The organism is Aminobacter carboxidus, assembly GCF_014863355.1.
Lineage (GTDB): Bacteria > Pseudomonadota > Alphaproteobacteria > Rhizobiales > Rhizobiaceae > Aminobacter > Aminobacter carboxidus.
The window spans coordinates 48,767-67,803 of record NZ_JACZEP010000013.1 but is presented as its reverse complement, the minus strand read 5'-3'; the positions used below and the strand labels follow the sequence as shown (position 1 = coordinate 67,803).

Sequence of the window (19,037 nt, the reverse complement as noted above, 5' to 3'; positions counted from 1 at the left end):
CATTAGGCGTGGTTGCTCTATGTTGAGCCGTCATGCGCCCCCGGCTTGCTGCGCGCCCTCGCTTGCCTTATGGCAACCGCGGGCCGGGGGCACGATTATGGTAGAGATCGTGCTTTGAATATCTATTTTATCAACCTCGACCGGTCGCCAGGCCGGCTCGACTGGTTCATGGCGCAGGTTGCCGGCATGGACGTCACGACGGTCCGTGTGCCGGCCGTAGACGCCAAGCAACTGCCCGAAGAAGAATTCGAGCGCTTGCGACTGATGTCGTCGGGCGTCAATTCGATGTCGCCGGCCGAAATGGCCTGCCTGCTGAGCCATCGCAAGTCCTGGGCATTGGTGGCCGAAGGCGAGGACGACTGGGCGTTCGTTGCCGAGGACGACATCCACTTCTCGGCTGATGCGGCGAGCTTTCTGAGATCCGACCGCTGGATCCCGGCGGGCGTGGATATCGTCAGAGCCGAAACGGATCTGGCCCGGGCCGAATTGTCTCACAAGACCTGGGGTGAGCCTGCGGGGCATGAGTTGCGCAGGCTGAAATCAGCGCAATTGGGATCGGCAGGCTATTTCGTATCGAGGCGTGCTGCGCGTCGTCTGCTTGACTACACCGAGCGCCACTGCGAACCGGCCGACGTCATTCTCTACTCGCCGGAGCGTGGCACCCTTGAAGAGCTCGTCGTGCTGCAGCTGATGCCGGCATTCTGCATTCAGGACATGTGGGCACTGAACGCCACTGTCGGCGGCTCACTGACGAGCCAGATTGCCCAGGACCGACGCCAGTTTCACCGTAGCGACCCTCGTTCTGCACGGAGGCGTGGGATTGCAAAGGTCGCGCATGAATTCTGGCGAGTCGGGCGGCAGCTGGCGAATCCCTTCCGCATGGCCGTGCTGGCGACTGCCAGGCAGTCTGTCTTCAGAAAGGTGTCCATCGACTTGACGGTGCAATCAGACACGCAGCGTGCAGGGTAAGCGTAAGAGGGATGAAAATTTTTGTCATCAACCTAGACCGCGCACCGCAGCGCCTCGATCGCATGGCGTCATTGTTTGGCGAACTGCAGCTCGACTTCACCAGGGTGCCAGCGATCGACGGCCGTGATCTGGCGGACAGGCAGGCGAGTCATTCCCGGAAAGGCATGTACTACGACCTCGGCAGCGGCGAGATCGGCTGCTTTCTCAGCCACATCGAGTGCTGGCAAGCTGCCGAGAAGGAAGAAGCCGAATACAACGCGATCTTCGAGGATGACGTCCATTTCGGGGCCGGGGCACGAGAGTTGCTTGCGGATACAAGCTGGATTCCCGTGGATGCCGACGTGGTGAAGCTCGAAACGACACTCGTGCGCACGCTGGTCGACCGCGGCAGCACCGCCCGCGCAGGCGACCGCTCGGTGCGGCGTTTGCGCGACACGCATCCAGGGACGGGTGCCTACATCGTTTCGCGCAAGGGTGCGCGCAAGCTGCTCGAACTGAGCACTGATTTCGCCGACCCGGTCGACCAGTTCATGTTCAATCCGGTCTCCGTTGCCTGGAATGCGCTGACTATCTATCAGGTCGATCCGGCGATCTGCGTACAGGAGGTGGTCGTCGGCAAGGACGATTCCGTCGATGCGCTGGCCAGTGGGCTGAAACACGAGCGGCCCGTGCAGGAAAAAGCGCACGGCACGGAGAAGCTGATGAAGGAGATTGCCAGGCCGCTGGGACGCCTTGCTGCTTCCGTTGGGGCAAGTCTCCGCGGGCAGCGATGGGGCAAGGTGCGGTTCCGCTGACCGACCTACTGGGGCAAGACGTGAACGGTCGTCCAATGAACATCTACCTGATCAATCTGGATCGCTCGCCTGATCGGTTGGCTCGCATGGCCGCGATCTTCGGCGGTCTCGGCCTGGACTTCACAAGGGTTCCGGCTGTCGACGGCGCGAAGCTGATCGCCGAGGGCAAGCTGCGCCAGCCGGAGCGGGCAGGGCTTATCTACCAGCTCGGACCAGGGGAAACCGGCTGCTTTCTCAGCCATCGGGCGTGCTGGGAGGCGATCGCGGGCGCTGCCCCCGCGCATGGAGTAGTCTTCGAGGACGACGTCCATTTCGGATCTGGCCTCGCCGATCTGCTGAGCAACGACGGCTGGATTCCTGGCGACGCTGATGTGGTGAAACTCGAGACGACAAGGGTGCACACCCTACTTGAGAAACAGCGTAGCAAGATGGTTGGGGGACGTTTTCTCAAGAGGTTGCGGGCTACGCATACTGGCGCAAGCGGCTACATCTTGTCGAAAACTGCTGCACGGAAACTCATTGAATTAAGTGAGGATTTTGTCGATCCAGTCGATCAGTTTATGTTCAATCCAGCGTCTACGGCTTGGGCTGATCTTACGATCTACCAATTGACACCCGCAATTTGCATTCAGGACATGCTGGTGGGAGCAGGCAGCCAAGTTGTCGGTTTCGAAAGTACACTTGAAAACGAACGGCCTGAACTAAAAAGCCGAGGCGAGCAGATGAGCAAGCCGCTGAGAGAGGTCGTGAGACCCCTGCGGCAAGCATGGATGTTCTTGAACTCGCGACTACGTGGCCTAGAGCGGCTCAGGGTGCCATTTGCCTGAGTCTTGGTTTCCACTCCCTCAGATAGCCACCAGCCCGTCGTCCTTGACCTGACGAATAGTCAGCGCCGTGCGCACTGTGTCGACGTTGGGTGACGACGTCAGTTCTTCGATAACGAAGGTCTGGAAGGTGCCGAGGTCGGGGGCCAGGCAGTGCAGCATGAAGTCGGATTCGCCTGAGACCATCCAGGCGCTGCGGACGATCGGCCAGTTGCGGGTGCGATCGGCGAAGGCCTTGAGGTCGACTTCGGACTGGCGGTTGAGGCCGACGAGGCAGAAGGCGACGACGTCCATGCCGAGTGCCGGGGCGTTGAGCAAAGCGCGGTAGCGCTGGATGATGCCTTCGTCCTCGAGGCGCTTGACGCGGCGCAGGCATGGCGGCGCCGAGATGCCGACGCGGCGCGACAGCTCGACATTGGTCATGCGGCCGTCGTCTTGCAGCTCGCGCAGGATCTTCCAATCGATGGCGTCGAGATCGGCCTTGATGGGCATGTGTGCTCCAGGATTGACGCAAGAATCTTGCGCAATCACGTAATTAAACTACTCGCATCGGTTGGGGAACCCGAGCCACAGTCAAATGCATTTCATGCCGCATTCGGCGACGTGTCGGAGGTTGGGCAGTCAAGCTTTCGGGGGAGTAACATCTTGCCGCCTTGCGCGGGGTATGGGTGAACACCTAGATTAGGGACGATCCGCAGCCCGTTTGACGGGATGCTGCTTTTCCATTGACCACGAAGGCCCTTCGATGACCTCCAAACATGCGCCAGTTCTCATCATCGGTTCGGGTCCCGCCGGCTACACGGCGGCGATCTATGCGGCGCGCGCCATGCTCAAGCCGATGCTCGTTGCCGGCATGCAGCAGGGCGGCCAACTGATGATCACCACTGACGTCGAAAACTATCCCGGCTTCGCCGAGCCGATCCAGGGCCCGTGGCTGATGGAGCAGATGCGGGCGCAGGCCGAGCATGTCGGGACCGAGATGGTCAACGACATCATCACCGAGGTCGATCTCGACGTCAGGCCGTTCCGTGCCAAGGGCGATTCCGGCACTGTCTACACCGCCGACGCGCTGATCATCGCCACCGGCGCCCAGGCCAAGTGGCTCGGCCTGCCCTCCGAGCAGGTTTTCCAGGGTTTTGGCGTTTCGGCTTGCGCCACGTGCGACGGCTTCTTCTACCGTGGCAAGGACGTGGTGGTCGTCGGTGGCGGCAATTCGGCGGTCGAGGAAGCGCTCTATTTGTCCAATCTCGCCAAGACGGTGACGGTGGTACACCGGCGCGATCATTTCCGCGCCGAACGCATCCTGCAGGAGCGGCTGTTTGCCAAGGACAACATCAAGGTGATCTGGGACCACGCCGTCGAAGAGATCGTCGGTGCGCCGGCACAAAAGCCGCTGCCGCCGTCGGTCGACGGTGTCAGGCTCAGGAATGTCCATACCGGCGAAATCACCGAGATGGCGACGCATGGCGTGTTCGTGGCGATCGGCCATGCGCCTGCGGTCGAGCTGTTTGTCGGCAAGCTCAAGCAGAAGCCGAACGGTTATCTCTGGACCGAGGCGAATTCGACCCGCACCAACGTGCCGGGCGTGTTTGCCGCCGGTGACGTGACCGACGACATCTACCGCCAGGCGGTGACGGCGGCCGGCCTGGGCTGCATGGCAGCACTTGAAGCCGAAAAGTATCTGGCCGGAGTTGAAGTGCATCGCGAAGCGGCCGAATAGGCCACCAAACGCCTGACATAAGAGGGGAAAAATGGCGTTGGATTGGGATAAGTTGCGCGTGTTCCACGCAGCGGCGGAGGCTGGCTCGTTCACGCACGCAGCGGAGACGCTGAGGCTGTCGCAGTCGGCGATCTCGCGCCAGGTGAGCGCGCTCGAACACGACATCGGCGTGCCGCTGTTCCACCGCCATGCGCGTGGCCTAGTGCTGACCGAACAAGGTGAGATGCTGTTCCGCACGGCGCATGACGTCTTGATGAAGCTCGAGACGATCAAGACGCGCCTGACCGAGACCAAGGACCGTCCGTCCGGCGTGCTCAAGGTGACGACGACCGTCGGCCTTGGTGCCGGCTGGCTGACTGAGCGCATCCAGGAGTTCCTCGAGCTGTATCCCGACATCCAGATCCAGCTGATCCTCGCCAATGAGGAGCTCGACCTGACCATGCGCCAGGCCGACTGCGCGATACGCCTGCGCCAGCCGCAGCAGCCGGACCTGATCCAGCGCCGGCTGTTCACCGTGCATTTCCACCTCTATGCCTCGCCGACCTACGTCAACAAATACGGCAAGCCGGAATCGATCGCCGACCTCAAGAACCACCGCATCGTCACTTTCGGCGTGCCGGTGCCGACGCATCTGAGCGAGCTCAATTGGCTGGAAACGGTCGGTGACTTCGAGGGCGGCCAGCGCGTGCCGACGCTTCAGATCAACGACATCCTGTCGATCAAGAAGGCGGTGCAGACGGGCGCCGGCATTGCCATGCTGCCCGACTACGTCATCGGCAAGGATGCCGGGCTGGTGCAGCTGCTGCCTGAGACAGAGGTACCGTCCTTCGACACCTACTTCGCCTATCCCGATGCGATGCGCGAGCAGGCCAAGCTGCACGTGTTCCGCGACTTCGTCATCGCCAAGGCCCGCAGCTGGGCCTTCTAGGCTCGCATCCGCGACAATCATGCCTGCCGTGAACTGCCCTCGTCAGCGAGGGCAGGGCTGTCCTGCGGCCTGGGACAGCCACCGGAATCGATTTCGCCGCCGCGCGCATGCTGGCGCTTCCGATCGCCCTTCATTCAGCTTCATTGCATTCCGACCGGGACGCTGCCTTGGGGCGTGCCGATTGCGTTGGCATGGCCGTGCTGGCATCTGATGTGCAGGTATTTCCCTGCATGAGTTGACATGCAGGTATTTGCCTGCCTAATATGATTTAGAAATGAGCGAGACCGATGGACGCTGACAAGGTTTTCAAAGCGCTGGGCGACCCGACTCGCAGGAGGTTGTTGGATCTCCTGTGCGAACGGAACGGACAGACGCTCGGTGAGCTCTGCGACAACCTCGATATGGCCCGCCAGTCGGCAACGCAGCATCTCGAGATCCTGGAGGCAGCCAATCTGGTGAGCACGGTCAAGCGTGGCCGGGAGAAGCTGCATTTCATCAATCCCGTGCCGCTGCACGAGGTCTACGAGCGGTGGGTGCGGAAGTTCGAAAGTCAGCGGCTCAGCCTGCTGCACGACCTGAAGAAAGAGCTCGAAGGAGAATGACGATGACGCAAGAGAAGATCGGGACGCAAGAGAAGACAGGAACCCGAGAGACGACGAGCTTCGTCTACGTGACCTACATCGTCTCGACGCCGGACAAGGTGTTCGAGGCCATCACCAGGCCTGATGTTGCAAGGCGCTATTGGGGCCACGAAAACGTCTCCGACTGGAACGCGGGTTCGACATGGGAGCATGTCCAGGCCAGCGGTGAACGGGCCGTCAAGATTGTCGGCAAGGTCGTAGAGACCGCGCCGCCGAGCCGTCTCGTCATCACCTGGGCAGACCCGTCCGAGGCTGCAAATCCGGCAAGCTACAGCCGGGTGACGTTCGACATCGAAGAATACGACAACATGGTTCGGCTGACCGTCACTCACGACGAGCTCGAAGCTGGAGGCGGCATGGCGAAGGGCATCAGCAAGGGCTGGCCGATCGTGCTGTCGAGCCTGAAGTCTTATCTTGAAACCGGCCGTCCCCTCGACATTTTTGCCAAGCCGAAAGCGGCCTGATCAATTGTGGCGCCAATGAGAGCGCCGCGCGTGCCTTGCCAGGCGCAAGGGACGCTCCAGCACTATGATCTTGCGCAGGATTCTTGCCGAAGATCGGCACCGATCTTCGGGCCATGCGCCAACAAATCTGCCAGCAGGAGAATGACGATGACCAAGGTCTATGCCGGCGGCTGCGCCTGCGGCGCGATCCGCTATGAAACCAGCAACGAGCCGATCTTCGAGAACCACTGCCAGTGCCTGGACTGCCAGAAGCGTAGCGGTACCGGGCACGGATCGTACCTGACTTTCCCCCGCCGCGCCGAGATGGCGATCACCGGCGAAGCGAGCACATGGCGGGTCGCCGCCGACAGCGGCAACGAAAAGGTCCACGCCTTCTGCCCGACCTGCGGGACGCCGGTCTATCTGACATTCGTCGCCATGCCGGACCTGATCGCGATCAGCGCGGCCAGCCTTGATGATCCGGGCCAGTTCCATCCACAGGCGGTCACCTACACCATCCGCGGTCATGGCTGGGACACGTTGGACCCGGCGTTGCGGACGTTCGTGCGAATGCCGCACGGCTAGAGCATGATCCCGAAAAGTGGAAGCCGGTTTTCGGAAAAGATCATGCTCCAACAAAAAGTTAGAGCCTGTTCCATTCCGAATGGAACAGGCTCTAGGGAAGTCAGCTCCTGGCTCCGCGCCACGGCGTCAGGCGCGGCAGCCATCCCGGAACGTTGGTCCGGTAGGTTTCGTACTCGTCGCCATATTGCCTGGAGAGTACCGGCTCCTCGTAAAGACGGACAAAGGTCGCCATCACAGCGGCCATGAGCGCGGCATAGGCTGCGAGTGGCCAGTGCGCGAAGATCAGCGCCTGGCCGAGGATGATCGACAGCACGGCGACATACATCGGATTGCGCACATGGCGGTAGATGCCGCCGATGACCAGCCTGTCTGTCGGTGCGATCGGGGCAGGGGTCCGAGCCCCTCCAGCGCGAAATGCGCGAAGGCGTGGAGCAGCACACCGAGGCTGGCTGCGATGAGGCTCGCACCGGCAACGACCAGCGGCCAGGGCGCGAGCGGCAGGCCGTAATGCCGGCTCAGCAGCCAGGGTACGAGGCCGGCGACGACGCCAGGCGCGGCGATGAAGAAGACGGCGCTGCCGAGCATGGCGGATGGTTTTCGCAAAGCCTGCACTCCTCTTGATCTTTCAGGTCGCATTCAGGGCATGTTGCCTATTGGCTTTGCTTCCGCCGCAACAATGATCTTGTCGTGCCCGATTTTCCAGCATTGCCCGATGAAGGGCATTCAGGCCGGTTTCGGTACCCGCGTGAATGCCGAGTGTGCGCTGCAACATGCCCAAAGGGCGATTTTCGCGGTGAAAACTGGTCCTATCGCCATTCTAACATTGTTGGACCACAGCCTGTATGTTTTTGCATGCGTGCGTTGCAAAATAGATGCTTGTTTGTTGGGCAAGGAGAGCACATATATTGATCATCTCCAGGGCGCGTTCCTCCTCCCATTAGCGCCCTCGAGTGTTCCCCTCTGGAGGTTAGCCTTAATCGGCACTTCCAAACAAACTCAGCCGGATCTTCTTGGATCCGGCTTTTTTGTTGCCTGAAACAGGCCAAATCTCCCGCGTAACAGTGACATGTAACCCCTGGTAACATTCCCCGGACCCCGCGACGCGCCTAGTTTTTACATGGACGCGGTGATGGTGCGTCGGGAGATGGGGGCATCACCCGAACGTGCCGGGCTTAGGCAACGCGCCGCGTCCAGCAGATTGCCAACGACCCAAGACGTTGGCCACGTAGCGGCGGACCTGCCGTCCCGCCTCCCGCGGAACGGTCCGCAAAAAGCGGTGTCCGAGGATATCCTCGGGCGCCGCTTTTATTTTGTCGGCAGCCGAACAAGGCTGCGCGACATTGCTGCGAATCCATGTTTCGCGAAACAGGGCCGCAGACATCTTGGGGGTACTTCATGAGTAAAGCAGGTGTGAACAAGGCAAGCGCGGCCAAGGCCAAGGTCTACAGCGGCGGCTGCCTTTGTGGCGCGGTTCGTTTTGAGGCGATTGGCCTGGCCGGCAAACCGCATACGTGCTCATGCCGCATGTGCCAGCGCCACACCGGCGCGCTGACCGCTGCGTGGGTCGAGTTTCCAAGCGAACGGGTAACCTGGACCGGCCCGGGCGGCGCGCCTGCGGTCTATCGCCCGTCGGACTATTCCAGCCGTGCCTTCTGCCCGGCCTGCGGCAGCTCCTTTGGTGCGGTCGACGACGCGCCGGTCGTGGCTCTGCTGCTTGGTGTCTTCGACAAGCCGGGCGCGACCGAGCTCATGCCGACTGGCCACTCGTTCAAGGGCGGGCGGCCGAAATGGTGGCATGTCGAGGCAAAAGCCGACTAGGACGTGCGCGCGTCCAACTGGACGCGCGAGAACGCGGGAGCCTTTGCCCGAATGTTCACATGTAGAGCTTGGCGGGGTCCTTGCCGGCATAGAGCTGGCCGACCTCGGCCGCATAGCCGTTGAACAGCTGCGTCGGCACCAGTTCGCCGGTATGCAGCACGCGCTCCTTGGCCTGACTCCAGCGCGGGTGCGGAACCTCCGGATTCACATTGGCCCAGAAGCCGTACTCGCTCGGCTGGATCGCCTCCCACAGCCCGACCGGCTGCTCGGCGACGAAGTCGATCTTGCGGATCGACTTGATCGACTTGAAGCCATACTTCCACGGCAAAGCCAGGCGCAGCGGCGCGCCGAACTGCTTGGCCAGCGGCTTGTCGTAGGCGCCGGTGACGAGGAAGGGCAGGTCGAGCGCGGCCTCCTCGATGGTAACGCCTTCGATATAGGGCCAGGGATAGACGAAGTCGTTCTGGCCTGGCGCCATCGCCGGGTCGTTAAAGGTCTCGAAGCGGATGAACTTGGCGTCCGCCTTGGGGCTCGCCATGGCGACAAGCGCCTTCAGCGGAAAACCGCTCCACGGGATGGTCATCGACCAGGCCTCGACGCAACGGTGGCGGTAGAGCCGCGTCTCGAGCGGGAATTTCCGGATCAGGTCGTCGATGGCGAGCGTCATCGGCTTGTCGACGAGACCGCCGATCTCAACTTCCCACGGCCGCGTCTTGAGCTGCTGGGCGTTCGCCGCGATCTCCTTGTAGGTGCCGTATTCGTAGAAGTTGTTGTAGTTGGCGTTGATCTCTTCGGGCGTCAGCGCACGGTCGAGCTTGTAGGCCGCATTCGGCTTGGCCGGATAGAGATCAGCGGTGGGATCCGCATCCTCGGCGCGCGCCGCACGGGGCAGGGCGGCAGCGGCGAGGCCAATGCCCATGCCGGCGAGAATGCTGCGCCGGTTGAGGAACATCTCTTCGGGCGTGGCCAGGGCTTCTGAGATCGCCCAGGACCGGCGGCGGTGTATGAATGCCATGCTTGTTCTCCAATAGGCCGGCCGCAAGGTCGCGCCTGCGGACGGCGAAATCAACGCTGTCACGTTCACATACGCGTGGGGAGGGGCAAGTGTTTCTCCTGGTCACGGGAGTTTGATGGCATGTGAGCTGCCGTATTGCGTGGTCCGGGAGGACGAGGTCGGATTGTGTTGTCTGTTTGGTACGGGCTGTGGGGTGCGGGTAGTCCTGGTTCTCGGGGAAAGCCTCGCGCTGAAGGGGCACCGGCGCACCTTGGGCGCATCGGTCTGGACCGTGGCGGCAGCTCGACTTTCACGGCATAGATTCCCGACACTCACCGCTCGTTTCACTCGCTCACGAGGTCGGGAATGACGGATTGAAGGGTATCGCCTTGGCCAATCGTCAGCGTTGCGATGAGGCTCGTACCGAGCCTGTCAGTTACTGGTTTGTATCGGTCTGGGAAATTGGCTGCTAGGTTGGAAATGGCGGAGCGCTTCCCCGCCATCCGTCACCAGACAGCCACGCGACCACTGCCGAGCGACCCGAAGATCGCCCGGCAACGTAGTTCACGCTGCCTTGCCGCCCGACTGCATCGCCTCGTCGGCGAGGCGGCCGGTGAGTTCGGCCATGTGGTCGAACTCGGCGCGATAGGTGGCGGCACCGGCGGTGGCCGAGCGGAGCTCGATGATCAGGTCGCCGATCTCCGATTGCGGCATCGTCGCTTCGACGACGTCCCAGCCGGGCCAGTCGGCCCGCGCGTCGTAGCCGAGGATCTGGCCGCGGCGCTGCGGCACCAGCGCGATGATGCGCGCCGTGGCATCGGAGGGGGTGAAGATCTCGACCTTCATGACCGGTTCGAGCAGCACCGGCGAACAGCCCGGCATGCCTTCCTTCATCGCGATCTTGGCGGCCATCTGGAACGCCATGTCGGAGGAATCGACCGAGTGGTACGAGCCGTCCGACAGGTTGACGGCGATGTCAACGACGGGAAAGCCGAGCGGGCCTGTCTTGAGGAAGTCGCGCGCGCCGGCTTCGACCGACTGGATGTATTGCTTGGGCACGACGCCGCCGGTGATAGTGTCGGTGAACTCGAAACCGGAACCGCGCGGCAGCGGCTTGATCTCGATGACGACGTCGCCGAACTGGCCGTGGCCGCCGGACTGCTTTTTGTGGCGGCCGCGCTGCTGGACGGCCTTGCGGATGGTTTCGCGGTAGGGCACCGCCGGCGCATGGCCTTCGACAGCGATCTGGTTTCGGCCTTCGAGGCGTTCGCGGATCACCCTCAGATGCATCTCGCCATGGCCCGACAGCACCGTTTCGGCCGAGTCCTGGTTGTGATGCAAGGTGAGCGAGGGGTCTTCCTCGGCAAGGCGCTGGATCGCCGCCGACATCTTGACTTCGTCCTTGCGCTCCTTGGGGCGAAGGGCAAACGCATAGACCGGCTTCGGCGGCGCAAGGCTGACAAGCGGTTTGATGCCGCCCTTGGCCAAGGTCAGGGTCTGGCCGGTCGCGACATTTTCAAGCTTGCCGAGAGCGACGGTGTCGCCAGCGGTGGCGTTGGACTGCTTCGACTGGTCCTTGCCAAGCATGCGGTAGATGCCTGAGACCTTGGCGGTGTCGGTTGAGTTGAGCCAGAGCTCGGCGCCATCGGCAACCTGGCCGGACAGGATCCGCGACAACGACAGCTTGCCGGCATGCGAGGTGTGGATGGTCTTCATGACCTGCACCACGGCGGCGCTGCCGTCGGCAAGGCCGAGCCGCTTGCGCGTCGCCTCGATGTCGGGGGCGTCGTGGCGGATCGCCTTGAGCAGCCTGAGCGCGCCATTGCCCTTTTCGGCCGAGCCGATCAGCACGGGGGTGACGGCGCCGTCACGCAGGTCGGCGGCGAGGTCGTCGAAGACTTCGTCCTTGGGCGGTTCGATCTCCTCAAGCAGTTGCTCCATCAGCTGGTCGTCGTGGTCGGCGAGCGTTTCCAGCATGGCGAAGCGCGCTTCAAGCTCGCGCGCCTTCTCGTCGCCGGGGATTTCGGCGATCTCGCTCTCGGCATATTCGCGATAGATGTAGGCGCGCTCCAGCGCCAGATCGATCGAACCAACGACGACGCCGTCCTTGCGCAGCGGGATCTGGCGCAAAAGCAGCGGCGTGCGGCTGACTGGCTGCAGCAGCTTCAGCGTATCGCGCACGCCTGATGCAGCCTTGTCGATCTTGTTGAGGAACAGGATGCGCGGCACGCCCAGATCGTCGAGCTTGCGCATGATCAGCTGCAAGGCGGGGATCTTCTTCTCGTCGGGCTCCGCAACGACCACGGCAAGGTCGCAGGCGGCCAGGATGGGGTCGGCCTCGAAGGCGAACTCGACCGAGCCGGGGCAGTCGACGAAGGTGATGCTTTCGCCCATGAATTGGGTGGTGGCAAAGACCGCCTCGACGCTCATGGCGTGGGCCTTGGCCTCGGCGGAGTGGTCGGAGACCGTGTTGCCCGACGCGACCGGATGCTGCTTGGAGATGGCGCCCGTGCGGGCGAGAAGGGCTTCGAGAAGTGTGGTTTTACCGCTGGCGAAGGGACCGACGATGGCAATGCACTTCGGTCCCGTGCGTCTTCCTCCGGCGCGACTACCCATGAGAGCTGACCTCCACTCAGGCATTTTTTCCCTGAATGCGGCGGCCGGCCTGTTCGGCCGTCGCGGGCAACAACGTCTGTGGACTTCCTCCCCGTCGCCCACATCGTCACACGGCTTTGAAGGCAGGGCAAGAGCAACGCGATGGTGGGCGTGACGTTGGGGCAAGCAAAATGCGCCGCGCTCCAAAAGCGGCATTTGATGTCGCACCCAGTCCATTGGGTGGCGGATGCCCCACTCAATATTCCCTTGGGGAACCATGACGACATCAAGTCGCGCCCATCTGGAGGAACGCAGTCTAATGTCCAGTGAACTCGATCATCTCAGCCGCCTCGTTGTCAGCGGCCAGCTGTCGCGGCGCGACTTTCTCGGCCGTGCCGCAGCGCTCGGCGTGACGGCCCTGTCGGCCAACACGCTGCTGAGCGGTGCCGCGCTGGCGCAAGCGCCGGTCAAGGGCGGCATATTGAAGGCCGGCATGGTCGGTGGTGCCGCCACCGACAGCCAGGACCCGGCGACCTGGGCGAGCCAGGTGCCCTACACCATCGGCCGCTGCTGGGGCGAGCAGATGCTGGAAACGTCGCCGACCGGTGAGATCGAGCACAGGCTGGCCGAGGAGTACAGCGCCTCCGACGATGCCAAGACCTGGACCTTCAAGATCCGCAAGGGCGTGACCTTCCACAATGGCAAGGACCTGACGCCTGCCGATGTCGTGGCGACGCTGGAGCGTCATGCCGACGCCAACTCCAAATCGGCTGCACTTGCCTTCGTGCAGCAGTTCGACACCGTCAAGGCCGATGGCGACACTGTCATCATCACGCTGAAGGAGCCGAATGCCGACCTGCCTTACGTGGTCAGCGACTATCACCTTATGATCCAGCCCAATGGTGGCAAGGACAATCCGACCGAAGCCATCGGCACCGGGCCTTACAAGGTGGTGGTCAACGAGCCGGGCGTGCGCCATGTCGGTGAACTGCACAAGGGTTACTGGGGATCGGACAAGCGCGGCCATGCCGACCAGGTCGAGATCGTCGTCATCAACGACGCCACGGCCCGCACATCGGCACTGCAGGGCGGGCAGGTCGACATGATCAACCGCGTCGAACCCAAGATCGTCGACCTGATCAAGCGCGTGCCGGGCGTGACGATCCGCAACGTGCCGGGCAAGGGGCACTATGTCTTCATCGCCCATTGCAACACCGCACCGTTCGACAACAACGACCTTCGGCTTGCGCTGAAATACGCCGTCGACCGCGAGGAGATGGTGCAGAAGATCCTCAGCGGCTACGGCTCGGTCGGCAACGACATGCCGGTGACATCTGCCTATGCGATGTTCTCCGACGACATCGAGCAGCGCACATACGATCCCGACAAGGCGGCGTTCCACTACAAGAAGTCGGGCCACAGCGGACCTGTGCTGCTGCGCACCTCCGATGTGGCCTTCCCCGGTGCCGTCGATGCCGCACAGCTCTACCAGCAAAGTGCCGCCAAGGCGGGCATTACGCTAGAGGTCAAACGCGAGCCTGGCGACGGCTACTGGTCGGAAGTGTGGAACAAGCAGCCGTTTTCGATGTCCTACTGGACCGGGCGGCCGACGCAGGACCAGGTCTATTCGATCGCCTACCTGTCCAAGGCCGAGTGGAACGACACGCGTTTCCTGCGCGAGGACTTCGACAAGCTGATCTTTGCGGCGCGCGGCGAACTCGACCAGGCCAAGCGCAAGGATCTCTACCGCCAGGCGGCCGTGATGCTGCGCGACGAGGGCGGGGTCATCGTGCCGATGTTCAACAACTACATCGATGCGACCGGCACTCGGGTTCGCGGCTGGGTCGACGATCCGAATGGCGACCTGATGGGCGGCCACGCGCTGACCAAGTGCTGGGTCAACGCCTAGGCCAAGCCGGGCGACTGCCTGTTCCCCTGTGACAGGCCTCTGGCATCGAGTAGACAGCGCGGCGAGGGCTCGGCACCGGTGCGTGCCGGCCCGCTCGGCCCTAGCTCGGGACACCCCGGTAGGGGCTGCCGAACACCACCATCGTGACTCCGCCTCGATGACAGGCCGGGCCTGGGCGTGACCTGGATCGGTGCGCCGAGGTGTGCTTGTACCAGCACGCGATGTTGCTTGACCTGTCAGAGCGGAAATCGGAAGGAGGGCGCAGCGAAGCCCGAGAGCGAGCCGAATTCCTGATGACCGCCGTGCGTTCGCCGATTGCCGCCGTCATCGCCCTCGGCATCACCCAGATCATCGGCTACGGCACGCTCTATTACAGCTTTTCCATTCTCGCCGCTGACATGGCCAAGGACTTGTCGTGGCCGGTCGAGTGGCTGTTCGGCGCGCTTTCGGCGGCACTGCTCGTCGGCGGGCTGACAGCGCCCTGGCTCGGCAACTGGATCGACCGCTATGGCGCCGGTCGCATCATGACGGCCGGTTCGGCCGCAGCTGCAGCAGCCCTTGTCGCCTGCGCGGCAGCACCTGATACGATCAGCTTCGTCGTCGCGCTGGTGGCGGTCCAGGTCGCTTCGAACCTTGTCCAGTATGGCGCGGCCTTCGCGCTGCTCGTCCAGATCTCGCCACGCGACGCGCAGCGCAACATCACCTATCTGACCTTGATCGCCGGCTTCGCCTCGACCGCCTTCTGGCCGATCACCACGGCACTGCATGCGCAGATGTCGTGGCAATCAGTCTATCTCGTTTTCGCCGCCCTCAACCTCTCCGTCTGCCTGCCGCTGCATGCCTGGCTGTCGTTTGGCCGGACAGGACAAGGCCAGGTCGCTACCGAACCGCACCACCATGTCGAGGGCTCGCTTGCGGCCGCCGTGCGACCTGTCGGTTTCGCTCTGATGGTGATTGCCCTTTCGGTGCAAAACCTGGTGAGCGCTGCGGTGCTTGTCCACATGGTGCCGCTGCTCTCAGGCCTCGGGCTCGGCGCCAGCGCTGCTGTCGTCGGCACGCTGTTCGGACCCGCCCAGGTGCTCAGCCGCTTCATCAACATGGTGGTCGGTATCAACCTGCCGCCGCTGACGCTTGCAGCGATTTCGGCGGCGCTGATGACTTCAGGCGTCGGCGTGTTGGTGGCGACCGCGCCGTCGATCGCCGGTGCGATGACGTTTGCGATCATCTTCGGCATGGGCAATGGCCTGTTCAGCATCGTCACCGGCGCGCTGCCGTTGGCGCTGTTCGGCAGCGACGGCTATGGCAGGCTGCAGGGCCGCGCCATGTCGGCCCGGCTGATCGTCTCGGCGGTCGCGCCGTTCGCACTGGCATTCGCCATGGCCAAAATAGGCATTTCGTGGTCGCTGTCCTTCACCATGCTGCTCGGCGTTTCAGCGCTGCTGATCTTCGCCGCTATCGGCAGGCTGGCCGGGCGCCCGTAGCGCAAGGCCGGTGCGGTCAGGCTCAGGCAGCGTGCCAGGCCTGCAACTGGGCGAGCGATGCGGTTGCGCCGCCGCAGGCGATCATCAGCACGCGCTCATAGCGCGCCAGCGAAGCTGAATGCGCATAGGCAAGTGCGAGCGTCGCGCCGCAGGCCGGCTCGACCAGCACGCGGTGATCGTCGAGGAAGCGCAGGCATGCGTCGACTGCAGTGCGATCGCTGACCACCACACTCTCGACAGGCCGGCTCTGCGTCAGCTCGAAGGCGCGCTCGCTGACCATGCGGGCACCGAGCGAGGTGGCGATGCTGGTGATGGCGGGCAGTTGCACCCGCCGACCTGCCTCCATCGCGGCAGCCAACGACGCCGCGCCGTCGGTCTCGACGGCAACGATCGGGATGTGTTCCAGCCCGTTGCGCGCCAGTCCCTCGACCACGCCTGACATGAGCCCGCCGCCGCCGACCGACAGAACGACAGCATCGAAGGAAAGTCCTTGCGCGACGACCTCGTCGATCATCGTTGCGTGGCCCGTCCAAAGCAGGGGATCGTCGAAGGGGTGGATGAAGGCGGTGTCGGGGTCGAGGGCCGACATGGCGCGCTCATTCGCCTCCTGCCAGGAGGCACCGTGGATAATCACCTCGGCACCTTCCTGGCGGATCAGGGCCTTGGCCTTGCCGGTCGTCGTTTCGGGAACGAAGACCGCTACGGGGATCGACAGGCGGCGTCCGGCATAGGCGACCGCGATGCCGGCGTTGCCGCCAGAAGACGAGACGAAGCGGCGCTGGCCGCCCTTGGCATGATGTTCGCAGGCTGCACCGATGCCGCGGATCTTGAACGAGCCCGATGGTTGCAAGGCGTCCATCTTCAGCCAGATCGACCGCCCGGCGGCCAGGCTCAGCGGGCGGGATTCGAGCAGCGGCGTGTTGATGTGCAGGGGCATGGTGATCCGACCTGTGGAAGAGATGTCAGGTGCTTATGCGGCAATTCCAAAACCGGCGCCAGCAGGGCAGGAGGGGGCGCCGCACTCCCTCGGTCCACGTCGCGTCGCGCTCATGGGGTGATGTCGGGCGTGGCGGCCGGCATGGGGAAAGCGCGTAGAAACCTGTCGATGGCGGTCCTGTCGCCGGCTATCTTGGCGTCTCCAGCCGTCACTGCCGCGTCGATGGTCACGTTGCCGAACAGGATACTGTCGAGCACGCCCGACGTGCCGGAGAACATGGCCTGCGCGGCCTTCGATGTGTCGTCCCCGGTATGAATTTCGAAACCGTCCGGTGTGCCGGCAACTGTTGCCGTGCCGTCGGGCATGTCGAGGCGCACGCAGAAACCGCCATCGTTGCTCAGCGCATACATCGCCCGCATGGCCAGAAGCAGCCCGGCCCGGCTGATCGGCAGGCCTTGTTCCAGAAACGGTGAGCGCGCCGCCCATTTGCCCAGCGTCACGATGGTGTTCTCAAGATCGCTGCCCCATTCGGTCAGCTCATAGATCCACGAGGCGGCCGGCGGCGGCAGCTTGCGCCGGCGTACGATGCCTGTCTCCTCCAGCGTTTCCAGGCGCTGCGTCAGCACGTTGGGGCTGATGGTGCGCAAGTCGGTGCGCAGGTCGGTGAAGCGTTTCGGTCCGAAGAGCAGCTCGCGCACGACAAGCAGCGCCCAGCGCTCGCCGATCAGGTCCAGGGCATGGGCTGTCGCGCAGCCGTCGTCGTAGCTGCGGCTCTTGTTGGTTCTCATTAAAAACTCTATAGTTGCTTTTTAGGACTACGCAGTTCACTTATGTTCACATTGTCACGCCGACAAGTGACGATCAAGCGCGCCAGGGAGGCGATGATGGAAAAGCAGGGTGATTTGCCGCGGGCAGGGCGGCGCGAATGGCTTGCGATGGCGATCCTCGCTCTGCCTTGCCTGCTGTATTCGATGGACCTGACGGTGTTGAACCTTGCCGTGCCCGAACTCGCCGCCGACCTCGATCCAAGCCCGGCCCAGCTGTTGTGGATGGTGGACATATACGGCTTCATCCTGGCCGCGGCGCTGATCCCTATGGGCGTCTTCGGCGACCGCATCGGCCGCCGGCGGCTGCTCCTGTGGGGCGCCTTCGCGTTCGGCGCCGCGTCGCTGATCGCTGCTTTTTCCAGTTCCGCGCCGATGATGATCGCGGCGCGGGCGCTGATGGGACTTGCGGCGGCGACGCTCGCGCCTTCGACGCTGTCGATGGTCAGCAACCTGTTTCCGCATCCCGAAGACCGCAGCAAGGCGATCGGCGTCTGGATCGCCAGCTTCTCCGCCGGCGGCGCCATCGGCCCGTTGATCGGCGGCCTGTTGCTCGAATATTTCTGGTGGGGTTCGGTATTTCTGATCAACCTGCCTGTCATGGCGCTGTTGCTGGTCTGCGGTCCGAAGTTGCTGCCGGAAGCGCGCGACAGCTCCGCGCCGCGCCCCGATATGGCGAGCGCATTCGGCCTGCTCGTGGCGGTGCTTGGCCTCGTCTATGCGATCAAGAAGGTGGCGACGGACGGCTGGAGCGGCGAGGCCGGCATCGCGCTGACGCTGAGCATCGTTGCCGCTGTGCTGTTTTGCCGTCGGCAGCAGCGGCTGGCAGTTCCGTTCCTCGATCTCAAGATGTTTGCCTCGCCGCGCTTCTCGGCAGCGCTGACGATCAACATTTTGGGCTTCTTCGTCGCCTTCGGCATGTTCCTTCTGGTGGCGCTGTACTTGCAGTTCGGGCTCGGCCTGACACAGTTGCAGGCAGGCCTTGCTGCGGCGCCGTCGGGCATTGCCTTCATTGTCGGCGCGCTTGCCGCGCCGGCGATTGCGCCGCGCCTCGGCACGGCCGGACTCATGGCCTTGGGCTTCCTCGTTGCCGCCGGCGGCTTCGCGCTGGCTGGTGCCGCCGTCTCAAGCGGCGACCGCGCGCTGATGATCGGCGCCTACTGCCTGTTCTCACTCGGGCTCGCCCCGGTTTTCACCATGACGACCGATGTCATCGTCGGCTCCGTGCCGTCTTCGCATGCCGGTGCTGCCGCCGGCTTGTCCGAGGCGAGCACGGAGCTCGGCGGCGCCTTTGGCATTGCCGTGCTCGGCAGCCTGCTGACGCTGGTCTATCGGCTGGCGCTCGTCGACTACCCACAGCTCGCTGATATGCCGATGAGCGCGGCGCTGGGGCCGGACAGTTCAGGCGCGCAATTGGAGGCGGCGCGCCATGCCTTGGGCCAAGCGATCGAGATGGCGGCCTATCTGTGCAGCGCCATCGCCATCTGCGGCGCTGCGCTGACCTTGATCATCCGCAACCGCGACGGCCTGCAGACCGAAACGCAAGGCACCTGAGGCGTGGGTGCGGGGTATCGT

General features: G+C 63.4%; 18 protein-coding genes and 1 pseudogene. 13 read left to right on the top strand and 6 right to left on the bottom strand.

The annotated features are described in order from the left end of the window. The first annotated feature begins 69 nt into the window (after window positions 1–69). The 3 genes from IHE39_RS26070 to IHE39_RS26060 are packed head-to-tail and all read left to right on the top strand — an operon-like array spanning window position 70 to window position 2,590. On the top strand, window positions 70–969 hold the full coding sequence (locus IHE39_RS26070; RefSeq protein ID WP_281399410.1) for a glycosyltransferase family 25 protein: 900 nt from the start codon (window positions 70–72) through the stop codon (window positions 967–969). An 11-nt stretch (window positions 970–980) separates the two neighbouring features. Continuing rightward, window positions 981–1,763, top strand: a complete 783-nt coding sequence (locus IHE39_RS26065; RefSeq protein WP_192568540.1) for a glycosyltransferase family 25 protein — start codon at window positions 981–983, stop codon at window positions 1,761–1,763. A 35-nt stretch (window positions 1,764–1,798) separates the two neighbouring features. Continuing rightward, window positions 1,799–2,590: a glycosyltransferase family 25 protein gene (locus tag IHE39_RS26060; RefSeq protein WP_192568539.1), complete on the top strand. Its 792-nt coding sequence runs from the start codon at window positions 1,799–1,801 to the stop codon at window positions 2,588–2,590. Between the two features lie 18 nt (window positions 2,591–2,608). Here IHE39_RS26060 and IHE39_RS26055 read toward each other — a convergent pair whose 3' ends face one another. Next, complete coding sequence (locus IHE39_RS26055) at window positions 2,609–3,079, bottom strand: Lrp/AsnC family transcriptional regulator (protein WP_184766922.1); 471 nt, start codon at window positions 3,077–3,079, stop codon at window positions 2,609–2,611. Window positions 3,080–3,332: 253 nt separating this feature from the next. Here IHE39_RS26055 and trxB point away from each other — a divergent pair, with 253 nt between their 5' ends. The 5 genes from trxB to IHE39_RS26030 all read left to right on the top strand — a co-directional run bounded on the left by trxB (window position 3,333) and on the right by IHE39_RS26030 (window position 6,904). Continuing rightward, window positions 3,333–4,307 (top strand): thioredoxin-disulfide reductase, encoded by a 975-nt coding sequence (gene trxB / locus IHE39_RS26050; protein WP_192568538.1) that lies wholly within the window; start codon window positions 3,333–3,335, stop codon window positions 4,305–4,307. A 31-nt stretch (window positions 4,308–4,338) separates the two neighbouring features. Further along, complete coding sequence (locus IHE39_RS26045) at window positions 4,339–5,235, top strand: LysR family transcriptional regulator (protein ID WP_184766924.1); 897 nt, start codon at window positions 4,339–4,341, stop codon at window positions 5,233–5,235. Window positions 5,236–5,522: 287 nt separating this feature from the next. Then, window positions 5,523–5,837, top strand: coding sequence for an ArsR/SmtB family transcription factor (locus IHE39_RS26040; RefSeq protein WP_184766925.1), 315 nt, complete (start codon window positions 5,523–5,525; stop codon window positions 5,835–5,837). Between the two features lie 2 nt (window positions 5,838–5,839). Continuing rightward, window positions 5,840–6,340, top strand: coding sequence for an SRPBCC family protein (locus IHE39_RS26035; RefSeq protein ID WP_192568537.1), 501 nt, complete (start codon window positions 5,840–5,842; stop codon window positions 6,338–6,340). A gap of 147 nt (window positions 6,341–6,487) precedes the next feature. Next, window positions 6,488–6,904, top strand: coding sequence for a GFA family protein (locus IHE39_RS26030; protein WP_184766927.1), 417 nt, complete (start codon window positions 6,488–6,490; stop codon window positions 6,902–6,904). A 100-nt stretch (window positions 6,905–7,004) separates the two neighbouring features. Here the strand turns inward: IHE39_RS26030 and IHE39_RS26025 are convergent. Beyond that, window positions 7,005–7,507 (bottom strand): annotated as a pseudogene (locus IHE39_RS26025) (methyltransferase family protein). On the opposite strand from IHE39_RS26025, the gene IHE39_RS26020 reads away from it, so the two are divergent. Together IHE39_RS26020 and IHE39_RS26015 are read left to right on the top strand one after the other, a co-directional pair. Further along, window positions 7,464–7,940, top strand: coding sequence for a hypothetical protein (locus tag IHE39_RS26020; RefSeq protein ID WP_184766928.1), 477 nt, complete (start codon window positions 7,464–7,466; stop codon window positions 7,938–7,940). The pseudogene IHE39_RS26025 and the gene IHE39_RS26020 overlap by 44 nt on opposite strands. Window positions 7,941–8,299: 359 nt before the next feature. Then, window positions 8,300–8,722: a GFA family protein gene (locus IHE39_RS26015; RefSeq protein WP_192568536.1), complete on the top strand. Its 423-nt coding sequence runs from the start codon at window positions 8,300–8,302 to the stop codon at window positions 8,720–8,722. A 55-nt stretch (window positions 8,723–8,777) separates the two neighbouring features. Here IHE39_RS26015 and msrP read toward each other — a convergent pair whose 3' ends face one another. Together msrP and IHE39_RS26005 are read right to left on the bottom strand one after the other, a co-directional pair. Further along, complete coding sequence (gene msrP, locus IHE39_RS26010; RefSeq protein ID WP_192568535.1) at window positions 8,778–9,737, bottom strand: protein-methionine-sulfoxide reductase catalytic subunit MsrP; 960 nt, start codon at window positions 9,735–9,737, stop codon at window positions 8,778–8,780. Between the two features lie 543 nt (window positions 9,738–10,280). Further along, window positions 10,281–12,332: an elongation factor G gene (locus tag IHE39_RS26005; RefSeq protein ID WP_192568534.1), complete on the bottom strand. Its 2,052-nt coding sequence runs from the start codon at window positions 12,330–12,332 to the stop codon at window positions 10,281–10,283. A 298-nt stretch (window positions 12,333–12,630) separates the two neighbouring features. On the opposite strand from IHE39_RS26005, the gene IHE39_RS26000 reads away from it, so the two are divergent. Beyond that, complete coding sequence (locus tag IHE39_RS26000) at window positions 12,631–14,220, top strand: ABC transporter substrate-binding protein (protein ID WP_192568533.1); 1,590 nt, start codon at window positions 12,631–12,633, stop codon at window positions 14,218–14,220. A 293-nt stretch (window positions 14,221–14,513) separates the two neighbouring features. Continuing rightward, window positions 14,514–15,701 carry an arsenite efflux MFS transporter ArsK gene (gene arsK, locus IHE39_RS25995; RefSeq protein ID WP_192568532.1) on the top strand — a complete coding sequence of 396 codons (1,188 nt, stop codon included), beginning with the start codon at window positions 14,514–14,516 and terminating at the stop codon, window positions 15,699–15,701. A gap of 22 nt (window positions 15,702–15,723) precedes the next feature. On the opposite strand, the gene IHE39_RS25990 is transcribed toward arsK, so the two are convergent. Both IHE39_RS25990 and IHE39_RS25985 read right to left on the bottom strand, forming a co-directional pair. Continuing rightward, window positions 15,724–16,638, bottom strand: coding sequence for a pyridoxal-phosphate dependent enzyme (locus IHE39_RS25990; RefSeq protein ID WP_184766934.1), 915 nt, complete (start codon window positions 16,636–16,638; stop codon window positions 15,724–15,726). Between the two features lie 110 nt (window positions 16,639–16,748). Then, entirely contained in the window at window positions 16,749–17,426 is a 678-nt protein-coding gene (locus IHE39_RS25985) for a winged helix-turn-helix transcriptional regulator (protein WP_192568531.1), read from the bottom strand. Window positions 17,427–17,468: 42 nt separating this feature from the next. Here IHE39_RS25985 and IHE39_RS25980 point away from each other — a divergent pair, with 42 nt between their 5' ends. Beyond that, complete coding sequence (locus IHE39_RS25980) at window positions 17,469–19,016, top strand: MFS transporter (protein WP_246485638.1); 1,548 nt, start codon at window positions 17,469–17,471, stop codon at window positions 19,014–19,016. Window positions 19,017–19,037 lie beyond the last annotated feature (21 nt).